Annotated in this window: 7 protein-coding genes; 4 read left to right on the top strand and 3 right to left on the bottom strand. The window is 42.0% G+C overall.

Annotated elements, in window-relative coordinates; all coding sequences use genetic code 11:
* Nucleotides 1-503: 503 nt before the first annotated feature.
* From ASG85_RS25910 to ASG85_RS25900, 3 genes are all read right to left on the bottom strand, one after another.
* Entirely contained in the window at nt 504-1,949 is a 1,446-nt protein-coding gene (locus ASG85_RS25910; protein WP_057304422.1) for a flotillin family protein, read from the bottom strand.
* Nucleotides 1,950-1,986: 37 nt separating this feature from the next.
* A complete protein-coding gene (locus ASG85_RS25905) occupies nt 1,987-2,514 on the bottom strand; it encodes an NfeD family protein (RefSeq protein WP_156390053.1) in 528 nt (175 codons plus the stop codon).
* Between the two features lie 248 nt (nt 2,515-2,762).
* Nucleotides 2,763-5,852 (bottom strand): S-layer homology domain-containing protein, encoded by a 3,090-nt coding sequence (locus ASG85_RS25900; RefSeq protein ID WP_060648145.1) that lies wholly within the window; start codon nt 5,850-5,852, stop codon nt 2,763-2,765.
* 294 nt (nt 5,853-6,146) lie between these two features.
* Here ASG85_RS25900 and ASG85_RS25895 point away from each other — a divergent pair, with 294 nt between their 5' ends.
* From ASG85_RS25895 to ASG85_RS25880, 4 genes are all read left to right on the top strand, one after another.
* A complete protein-coding gene (locus ASG85_RS25895) occupies nt 6,147-7,817 on the top strand; it encodes an O-antigen ligase family protein (RefSeq protein ID WP_156390055.1) in 1,671 nt (556 codons plus the stop codon).
* 99 nt (nt 7,818-7,916) lie between these two features.
* Nucleotides 7,917-9,482, top strand: coding sequence for a copper amine oxidase N-terminal domain-containing protein (locus tag ASG85_RS25890; protein WP_060648144.1), 1,566 nt, complete (start codon nt 7,917-7,919; stop codon nt 9,480-9,482).
* Between the two features lie 120 nt (nt 9,483-9,602).
* Nucleotides 9,603-9,962: a hypothetical protein gene (locus ASG85_RS25885; protein WP_060648143.1), complete on the top strand. Its 360-nt coding sequence runs from the start codon at nt 9,603-9,605 to the stop codon at nt 9,960-9,962.
* 176 nt (nt 9,963-10,138) lie between these two features.
* Nucleotides 10,139-11,734, top strand: a complete 1,596-nt coding sequence (locus tag ASG85_RS25880; RefSeq protein WP_060648142.1) for a copper amine oxidase N-terminal domain-containing protein — start codon at nt 10,139-10,141, stop codon at nt 11,732-11,734.
* The last annotated feature ends 62 nt before the right edge of the window (nt 11,735-11,796 follow it).

The raw sequence follows: 11,796 nt of genomic DNA, 5'->3' as shown, positions 1-11,796 counted from the left end.
TTTCTCTCGTTTCTCCCATGCCACACCTCGACCTTATTTATATTTTTAGTATACAGGTCTTCCATTACAGTGTGTCTACTAATTAGTTTAATTCCATTTTCCATGAATAATAGCATTTTGAGGCAATTCAATTGGAAATAATCCAATGTTAGATGTCATTGTTAGGCCTAAATAGGAAAATCAGTGGATAAAATCCAATGGTTCAAGCAAACGCGAGACCTCCAAGCTGTTCTGGAAGCACAGAATCTCCCTTCGGGTGATTAAACACTTCTAGCCGAAGGTTCATCTAACCCTCAGCTTTACCTTTCTTACCATCGTTCCATTACATTCTGGGCATGCCAAATAACCGCCAGTACTCATTCATCTTCCCATCCCCCCAGTTCCTTTTACACCGCTTATCCACAGATCAGCAGCTTGCATAATTTCCTATACAAAAAAAAGTCCTCAGCCTGGAAGCTAAGGACTTGCTCATTTACATTGTTCATATACATGGTTCTTTCACGTTATTCCGACTCTTTATTTAAAATAAGTTCATTATCCTTGCCTAGAAATGCACGCGCAAGATCTGTCACGCTTTTACCCGTTAACGTCTGTGTAATTTCCGGCACTTGCGCGATCATTTTGGCAATATCGCCTGTAATCCGATTCACGCCTGACGTCGTTCCATCTTGTGAAATCACCGTAATTTTATCGACATTGCTCAGCGGAGCCGCAATTTTCTCAGCCAATTCCGGCAGTATCCTAAGAATCTCCACCGTAACCGCCGCCTGCGTATACTGCTTGTAAGCCTCCGCTTTCTTCTCCAGCGCTTCAGCTTCCGCAAGACCCGCCAAGCGGACGACTTCCGCGTTCGCCTTCCCTTTGGCGAGCTCCGCTTCTGCCGTCGCTTCGCCGCGTTTTCGCGTCGACTCCGCATCCGCCTCGGCTTCGAGAATTTGCCTCTGCTTATTGACTTCGGCACGCATAATGGCCGCTAGCTTCTCCGCTTCAGCCGGCTTAATGACCGACGCTTCGAGCTCTTTCTCCTTCAGCTCGACTTCAATCTGGCGAACTGTCTTGTTCGCCTCTGCTTCCATCTGTCTGATCTTCACCTGTTCCGTTACGAGCGACTGTTGAATCTGCTTCTGCTTCAATTCATAAGCCAAATCCGCTTCAGCCTGTCGGCTCGTCGTTTCCTGCTTGAACTCCGCTTCCTTCATGCTGAGCTCTTTGCGGTACTGCGCTTCCTTCGCCGAAGCGGCGCTCTCTGCCTCAATCTTTAACTGATGGGCTTCCGCTCGACGTATCGCGGATTCCTTTTCCGTATCTGCCTGACGAATTTGGATATCCCGCTCCACTTCAGCTCTGGCAATACTAGCACTTTTGCGGATACGCTCCACTTCCGGCACGCCCAGGTTCTCAATGTATCCTTGATCATCGGCCACTCGTTTGAGCACAAAGGAGATGAGGCTCAGCCCCATTTTATCCAAATCCTCCGAGCACGTTTCCCTCATCTTGCTGTTCAGTTCATCCGGATTTTTGAGAATAGATTCAACCGGCAGCTGCCCAACCAACCCACGAAGATGCCCTTCTACGGAATGCAAAATCATCATTTCCCGCTCTAACAGTGTGTGGTCAAGAAACTGCTCCGAGGCTGTGCCGATCGCGATGGGATCACTTTGAATTTTGATCTGAGCCACCGCCTCAATCTTGAGCCGTATGCCCTGCTGAGAAAACATAGGTTGATCCGGCTTCACATCGAAGCTCATGAGCATCATGGAGATCGTTTTAAAGCTTTGAAAACCAGGGATGACGAACGTCCCTCCGCCTTGTACGACCCTTTTACCACCTAAACCATACACAATCATCGCTTCATTCGGCGGCACTTTCTTGTACGCTCTCACAATAGAAGCCAGTAAGATGAAAACGACAACAACAATCGCAACAACCGTATACAAAATTCCCAACATAAACGCATAACCTCCCAGTAGTTAATTGCAGCTGCTATTATTGGTTAAACCTAGTTACCGTCGCAATCCCTTTATTCATGTGCAGAACGACGACCTTCGTCCCTTTCGGAATGGATTCCCCATTCTCAGAACGAACACTGATGGAACGCGTAGTGCCATGCATCACAAACATCATTTCGCCCATCCCCTTCCCGTTAATCGGAACAGACAGCTTCCCTAACTGACCACTCAGATCAAAATCGCTCTCTTTCATACTGTGGTCATGCTTATAAATAACCTTGGCGTAGAGAAGGAAGAAGAGCCATCCTACGAAGAGACCGGCACCGATCGCGATAAGAAGAATGAGCAAACTACTTGTCATCCCAACCTTATTCAGCATATACCCCATGCCGCCAAACACCGTCAAACTAGCTAAAATGGAAGATAAGTTAAAAAAAGACGGTCCACCATGGCCATGGGCAGCCCCGTGATCCGCATGAAACTCAAAGAAATCGCCGCCAAAAAACGTAACAAGTACGGTAAGTACAAGGCCTACAAAGAAACATATGGCAAACAACGTCATCAATTTTGTCACCCTCTTACAGACGTAATATTCAGTATATTTTATTTCTTAAAGCATAAATCTAAGAACATCAATTTTGTTCCATAATTTAACATCACATACACTTTATAGACGCGAATAAAAGAAAAAAGTTTCACGGCCTCTTTTCACTCCTTGTGAAAAGGAACTTCTTGCAAACCGAAGAATAGAAAAAAACTCCTACGAAAGTAGGAGGAAAGTTTTGGGTGGTTCAGTTGAGGCTTTTTCTTATGTTAATTAATAAATTGTACGTATTGCAGGAATCGTTTCAACATCACCGTTGCTTGTGCTCTTGTCGCATTTTCTTTAGGTGAGAACGATTGGTTAGTTAGACCATTTACAATATTAGCTTCTATTGTCTGAGCTACTGCCGACTTAGCCCAGTCACTTATTAAACTGCTATCCGTAAAGCGGGAAAGCTTATCTTGAGACGTAGATGATCGCACTTCTTTACCAGAAAGTTTCAAAGCACGGGAAATCATCATGGCCATTTGCTCTCTTGAAATATTTGCATTTGGAGCAAATTCTTCAGCAGAGTTTCCTTCAACAAGTCCTAATTTAGCAGCAGTGTTTACTGCACCTGAAAACCAATCTTCAGCTTTCACATCACGGAAAACAGCTGATTTAGAATCGGTATTTAGGGCTAGTGATGAAACAAGCATTGCAGCAAATTGCGCGCGCGTCACATGTTGATCAGGTGAAAAAATTGTTTCATTCATCCCTTGTACGACAAACTTCGAAGCTAACAATTCAATGTCAGCTTTAGCCCAGTGAGTGCTGATATCACTAAATGATTTATTCAACTCAACAAGCGTATATATGCTATTATGCGGCGATTTAATAGTAATCTCAGTTTTCCCATTTACATGCTTCACAACGGCAGGAGTGAAACTCATTTTTCCAGTTATCGGATCAAATGAAACCACAGTTGACTTATCGCCATCTACAATTGATGGTACTATTATTTTTCTTTTAACATAGATTCCTGAAAAATCATTGATTTCAACTTTACCGGATCCTGTCTCTGCTGTTATCGTAAATTCGATAGGGTTTGCAATCAATGTCTTAACAGAGGGATTGGCTTGTTGGAGTGCTTGGTATGACATCTCTGATGCCTGCGTCACGGAAATCGTCACTTTTACATCTTTAAGATCCGCATTTAACTTACCAGCTAAATCTTTAAAAATGCTAACTGGCACCTGATAAGAACCTGTATCCAATTGAATAGAAATAATAATATCCGAATTCGACTTAAACGCATCTACCAAAGAAGCGGCTGGAATATCAATTTTAGCCCCAGCTTCTGAATCGGTTACTTCCACTGAGATTGTTTGATGATCTTTATCTTTACTCTTCACTGCATCAAGAGCTTTACTCAGTGCATCAGCATCAAGTTTTACACGCGAAACTTGTTTGCCGTCTGAACCAGCTTCTTTTGTAACATTCAATAAGCCAGAATCCAATTTGACACCATCTTCTGTAGGCTTAGGAGAGTTATCTATAAAGCCCCCTCCTCCACCGGCGTTACCTGGGGGTCTTGGAGCTGCTTTTAATTCCGCAATCTTGGCTACGGTATCAGCCAATTTTGTTTGATTTGCTGTGCCTACCAAAGCTTTTTGAACAGTTGTTAGTAGATCAAAGGCGGTTTTCGCTTCATTGACAGCTGTTTCATTGGCTAACGTTACACTCACTACCGCTGGTAGAGCTGTGATTTTTGCTGTTACTGTTGCTGCTGCATTGGCATCTGCTACGCTGGTTGTAATAAGCTTAACTGTTTGCTGTTCTAAAAAGGTGTCAATTAGCGTTCCATCATAGACATATTGATCTAAGAGATAATTATTATGATTATCTGCAGTTGTTGAAACAGATGCACTAAATTTATCTCCCGACCAAAGAGGTAGCCTTATCTCATTCGCTCCACTAGTTGGCGACATTTTAAGAACATATTGCTCATTAGGTTCTAAGCCTTTATCAAGCATAAGAGCTACTATACCCTGTCGTAAGAGAATGTCACCTGAATACCAATTCTGGATACCAACCACTGATTGATCTGAAACTTTTATTAATTGGAAATCTGAAACTGACAAATTTTCACGCTGTATGCTAGTAACATTGTGCGCCCCCAATCCATTTACGGGCCAAATATCATGAGGGAACTGTATGTTCAAAAAATTCCCTTCTCCTCGTGAAGGAGTAAACTTTGCAATTTCTTCATTTGGTCCAAACCAGTGACCGGCCTCTTTATTATTAAAGAATAATGTCGGTGTTGTTTTAAAATGACCAAACATAAAAATCTCGGAATGAAATACATTTGCAAATTTACCATCGTAATCAACATACGCAGCAAAATCAGTAGGATATGATTTCGGTTGGAAAATCATATTTTCAATATTTGTTACAGTAATAGAATAATCTTTATCGGGCAAATCAAAATAATAATCTAAAAACTTACCAGCAAAACCAGGTGAATTATAGTTTATCCAATAACGACCTAGATCAGATTGACCCTTAATTGCCTGATCATTATAAGTGAAACTTTCCACTATCTCCCCTAATTTATTCTTGATATCAAACTTCGTACCTTTTACAGAATACCCATTTAAGAACACTCTACCTTGATAGTGATAACCGTCAGGCTCTGCTGCCGAGATGAGAGAAACCTTTTCACTCAGTGGTGATTCGTTGCCAAGTACATCAACTATACTCAATTGAAGATCTATTGGTGCTCTATTAAATTCATAAGATGTTCTCCATTCATTACTCCATGAGTTTCCCCAACCTTCAGAACGTAATTGGCCATCTCTGTATTCTCTTATGCCATATTGAAATGTCTGATTGAGTGAGCCCCAGTTAATCCTCCAGCTCCCATGATCTAAAGTTGCAACCAGACCTGTAGGCGGACTAAGAGTAGGATTACTTTTACTACTATAACTGTAAACATCACCAGTAACATTGTTTACTGTTGAGTAAACAGGGGTACTACCTTCATAAACAACCGCTGTAACAGGCTTGAGACCTTTAAGCTCATTGCCCCCCAATTCATTCAAATCATAGTAATATCCCGTATTAAAAGTCTTCGTAAAATTTATATTACTTTTAACCGACTTCGTCCCGTAAGTAGCATCATTTACACTAACGGAAAGAGATGGCTTGTCCGAATAAATGTAACCATATACTTTCCCAGACACTGGATCAAACTGTAGATTAAACAAGCTTGCTGCCGATGCTAGAATGGGGGTAAATACATTTAATAGCAAAAATAAAACAAGTGCTGCAGAGGCCCTTTTTGTGAGCCGTCTAGTTAAATCTCGTTGCAATTGCAAGAAAATTCCTCCTCAGGTTGATAATCCCTATGTAAATACCTACTAATAATAAGAGATATCAGAAATTTCAACAATACTTGAGGCCTATGTATTATAATGAAAAATAGGAACATAGAATCAAATTTTACTTAAATTTTGTTAAACGGAGTGATTATACCTATTGCGCACCTCGTAAAGACCCAAAATATACACAAAAATTCAGAATATTGGATATCTCTTGCTTCGTTTGTCGCGCTTACCTTTTTTTTCTGTATAGCTCTTTTCCAGCATGGGCTGCTTTTTAAAGAGGAGTATTTGACGTTTGGCGGCACCTTGTATACAATAGCTGCTATTATCTTTTTGGGAGGACGAATACCCTCTCATCCTGCATTCTATGTCTTAGTTGCCTTTGTCTGTTTATATTTTTTGGTTACTATAAATGCTATTAATCAGCAAGAATCACTCTCCACATCCTTTCGTGTTGCGATTGTACTGCCTCTATTATTTATAGCTGTGCAGCTTACGAAAGAACACGCACAGGCATTGGTGCGAATGTTAGTCTATATTTGTTCAGGTTGGGTTATTTTCGGAGTACTCTTTAACCAATTCAGAGAGGGTCGTTTCGAAGGATCACTTGAATATGCTAATACATGGGGAATATTGCTTTTAACTGCTTTGATATTATCCTTGATGCTATCAGCATTAGAAAACAAGATCCATTACATCTGGCTATGCTCCTTATTAACATCAGGAGTCATATTAAGTGGATCTCGCACAGTTCTGGTACTTCTAATAGTCACTATACCTGTTCAATATTGGGCATTCGGAAAAGGAAATAGAAAAAATCTTCCTCAAGTATCTATAGCAATTAGTGCAGGAATGATCAGTGCCCTAACCTATTCATGGTCTAAGTGGGCTTTTATTTGCTCTGTTCTCATCGTTGCGTTTCTTATTTCATTCACTCAAAAAATACAAGCTAGATTATTATCCATTACAATAATTCCTGTCCTTTTAGTGTTGACTGCGGTTATCTTATACTCCATCGACTCTACACTTTTACAACGTTTGATTCATATTACTCCCCGGGCATCCGAATGGAGTGCTCGCTTAGGATACTACCAGGACGCTTGGTTAATGATTAAGGATTCCCCTTTATTCGGGTACGGCGGGGGAGCATGGAACATTTTGCAATATCAGTATCAAACTGCTGCCTACTCTGTCCGTTACTTACATAATCACTGGTTAGAAATCTGGATTGAAACAGGTGTAGTTGGCGTACTGCTATTCTTAACTCTTGTTTTAATGTTTATATGGAAAGGCATTTCCGCATACAGAATAGCAGAAAACTCTACAAAGATATGGGTCGTAGGTTGTCTATCCGCTTTCGGCTGTCTTCTTGCCCATAGTGCAGTTGATTTTACGTTTAATTATTCCATTCTATTTGGTCTTTGGGTTCTCTTGGGATTGATTATCCCTGTACATTTGAATGAACGTACACCAAAAAAAGAATCATTGAACATCAGACAGCCTCTTCGAATACTATTTTCATTGGCTCTTGTCATCTTATCTTATATCTCTATCCGTCTAAGCATTTCAGAATCTTTAATCTCACAGGCAGAACAAGTATCTAGTTATGCGAAAAACAATCCACAAGCGATTCAACTACTTGAACGTAGTACATCTCTCGCCTTCATATCAGCAGACCAGCATACTATAGTGGCCTATCTCTTATTAAAAGATTACCTTGAAACAAACAATTCAACGAGTCTTAACCGCGCAGCTACCGAAATAAACAACGCTTTGTCGATGAACCCACGAGATATTCATGTTTTATTTCTACGATGTCAAATCGATTACGCACAAGGAAAAAGAAAAAGCGCAAAGTTAGAACTCCAGAAACTTAAAAATCAGTTTCCTTTTCGGGCAGACATTCAAAGCGAGCTCGAAAAATGGGAGCGTGCATCAGCTGACATTCCCACTTCCTAGGAAAATTCACTACACCGCGCATCCTTCTGCTACTTCCAGCGTATAATCTTTCGACGACTTTATCGCTTATTCTATTAAACCTAAGGAGTAGATTATCACATGTACAAAAAGAAATTGACTTGGTGGATCTCCGCCGCAATGGTTCTATTGATGTTTACTTTATCAGGCTGCCAGGCTGTGCAAGGATTGGACCTTGCTGGGGCCATTCAGAATGACTGGGCTGTGAAGTCCTCAGAATCCAAAGGCACCCTGCAGCTTGAGTTTGTGCCCGGCGACACTTCGATGCTATCCGCTGAGGAGCAGAAGGCATTAACGGCTCTGCAAAATGTGAAAATCGATCTCACCAATGTGAAAACACAAGATGCACAGCACCTTTCGGCAGATGGTACGATTACATACAGTAAAGGCACAATTCCTTTCAAACTTGCAACTGAGGGCACCAAGTTTATTTTGAGTGTCGAGGGCGCGAAGAAACCGATTGTTTTCGATGTCTTAGGAAGTTCTAATTTATCGTTTACGAAGCTGTTACCCTCAGCTGTGCAAGAACAGTTCGGCAACAAAATTGCGGATATTAAATCTGCAATTATTGGACTTATTTTAGCTAATACGCCTAATCCGTCTAACATATCCGTCACACCTGTCACAGACAAAGTGAATGGCGAGTCCCTTTCTCTGCAAAAAGCGCATATCGAGCTTAGCGGCACGGAATTGGCTTCCCTTCTCAAAAAGCTGCTGAGTAATGTTCTCGCTGATGAAGCTGGATTGAAAGAACTGATCAGCCAACTGTATGATGCCCTCTCACCTATTATTGAGGAGCAAATCAAGGGCGGATCTACCGACTTTTCTCTAAAGATTTTAAGTAATAAACAGTTAGCTGTTGGACTTGTCTACCCACCTGTTCAAGATTTCTTGAAGAAAACAGCTGCGTCCTTGGATAAATTGATTGCCGGAGATGCTTCGGGCGAGCCGGGCATTCTGCCGATTCAGGATTTGTTTAACAGCAAATCAGCCCTTCAAGCAGATATTTACACAGACGCTGATAAGCAAGTTCGCAAGCAAAGCCTTGCGCTCAATGTTCCTCTAACGAATACAAGCTCAGGCGTTGCTGCTCTCAAGCTGTCTTATGTAAGTGAAACGTGGAATATCAATAAGCCGGTCACGGCGAATACCATCAACATTTCTGGCGGCGCACTTAATGTAGGCATGGAAGCTTCATCTATCTACAGTTTATTGAATAACCTAGATAAGCAGTCTCTCTTTTACAAGCTTCTCAAGGAAGATTTGAAAGTGACGAAAAAAGAAATCAATCTGAAGTTGAACGAAGGTGCTTCAGGTGCTGAATCCGATACCCCGCAGCCTTTTATTAATTCAGATAACAAAACGATGGTGCCTGTAAGATTTATTTCTGAAAAGCTTGGCGCTGAGGTTGGCTGGAACGGAGATCTTCAGCAGGTTACCATCAAAGACCTGTTGTCAGGTGCAACGATCATTCTGAAGCTTGACAGTAAGATCGCAAGTGTCAACGGCGCTTCTGTCGAGTTGGAAAGTGCGGCTACGCTCCATAACGAATCCACCTTCGTGCCGATTCGATTCATCGCGGAGCAGCTCGGCAGCAAAGTTTCCTTCAATGACGATACCCGTGTAGTTACGATTAAACGCGACTAACCTGTTGAATTGACATGAGTAGTCGATTGCACCTTTTCTAGGCGGCTGAATAGTCTAGTAGTGAACCTAGGCAATCAGCCTACTGCTAAGCGCAGCCGCACGAAAAAGGAGCGATATCATATGTATACGAATCCATCGCATTACCCTAGTCATCCTGGTCATCCTAGTCATCCTGGTCATCAAGGGCCTCATGTTCTCTTCCAGGCAGATCCAAATTGGCAGCACATGTTAAGGCAGAAAAGAGATATGATCGTAGGTGCACTCCACCCTCATATCGGTCGCACCATTCGTGTCACAACGTTAGAAGGACATACGCATGAAGGTGTTTTGGTTAACGTGGATGGACACCACGCTTACCTTCAAGTGAATCCGCATGGGCATCCACATGGTCAGCATAGACCCATCTATACACCAGCTCAATACAACCAAATCTTGACGCTTGTCCTCTTCGAACTATTGGTTATTGTACTGCTTGCCTAAGACAAAGCTCGTTCTCATCAGGTCGTTATGGCCTCTAAGAACGAGCTTTTCTATTAGGTGTATGTTAAAAGGTTGTAAAATTTTTCTAATAAAAGCGCACCTTTCCCTCTTTTTGTGCGTATAATCTATCACTGCTATTTTTTACTAGCTATTATATCTAAGGAGTAGATTTGTAGATGCAAAGAAAGAGATTTACTTGGTGGATTTCCACCGCATTAGTTATTATGCTTTTGGCGTTAACGGGGTGTCAGGCTGTTCAAGGGCTGGATTTGGGACAAGCTATTCAAAATAGTGCCTCCATTCAATCGGCTGAATCCAAAGGCTCGCTTCAAATGGACATCATCACAGGTAACACCGACGGCTTGACCGCTGACGAAAAACGGCTGATTGATGTCTTGCATCATGTGAATTTAGAGCTGAAGAGCGTCAAAATGCAAGATAAGCAGCACATCTCTGTAGACGGCGCTCTTACTCTTTACAGCAAGGGATCTATCCCCTTCCAGCTCAACTTAAATGGGACCAAACTAACTATACAGATTGAAGGTGCTAAGAAACCGCTTATCTTTGATCTGATGGCGGCGCAAGCTGGCTCATCTTCTACTGCGCTATCTTCCGACATGCAGCAGAAGCTTCTCAAGAAAGCAGAAGAATTGTTGCCTGCATTGCTCAAATTCTTCTTAACCAATGCTCCTAATCCGGAACATTTCTCTGTATCTTCCGTGTCCGAGCCTGTGAATAGTGAAACACTATCCATGCAAAAGGCCCAAATAGAGATTAAAGGTAATGAGCTCGTAGGCCTTCTGAAAGCATTCCTAACGAACATCCTCGCTGATGAAAAGGGAATGAAGGAATTGCTTGGTCAGCTCTATGATGCATTGGTGCCTATTATTAAAGAAGAAATGAAAGCTTCCCCTTCTAAGAGTGGGTTAAGTTCTGAATTGCCAGACCTGATGATGGCTTACCTTGATAACAAGACACTAGCTGTTGAGTTTGTTTACACAACCATTCAGCAATTTCTTAAGAAAGCTCTCGACGAGTGGGATAAGAACATGCAGGAGACTCTTTCTTCCGTTTCCGACTCTCAAGTGAAAGCATTCCTGAGTGATAAAACCGTACTTAAAACAGGCTTCTTCATCGATACCGATAAACAGATTCGCAAAGTAAATGCAGAGCTTACGCTCCCCATCACAGAGGTTAGCGCGGGAGTCAGTTCGCTTAAATTTACTTACACTAGTGAAATATGGAATATTAATAAGCCTGTTACAGCGAGTGTAATTGATACCTCCGGCGGGGTATTTAACCTGAGCGGGATATCAACCAACAATGATTCCTTTCTAAAATATTTCAATAAGGAATCTACGTTCTATTCATTTCTGAGAGATGATTTGAAAATAGCCAAAAAAGACATTCACTTGCTGATGAGTCAGGGAAGCGATGATAACTATGAGTTCGATTCCTCCCATCCTTTTATCAATGAGGATCAAGTATCCATGGTGCCGGTTCGATTCATTTCGGAGAGGCTTGGTGCGCAAGTGAAGTGGAACGCGGACTCAAAGCAAATCACAGTGAGAGACGAACTTAGCGACAAAACGATTATCCTGACCCTTAACAGTAAAACAGCGAGCGTTAACGGATCTCCTGTTCAATTGGATAGCACTCCGATTCTGAAGCATGGCTCCACTTTTGTTCCGCTTCGTTTTATTGCCGAGCAGCTTGGCTGTAAGGTTGATTTCGATACTAAAACAAGTAGTGTTACTATTACAAGAGAATAGCCTGCTCCTAAGCCAAAAGCTCGCTCTCATTCGGTCTATATGACCGGTGTGGAGCGAGCTTT

Origin of the sequence: Paenibacillus sp. Soil724D2 (genome assembly GCF_001427935.1) — a bacterium.
Classification (GTDB): Bacteria; Bacillota; Bacilli; order Paenibacillales; family NBRC-103111; genus Paenibacillus_E.
This window is presented reverse-complemented; position numbering and strand designations above follow the sequence as displayed.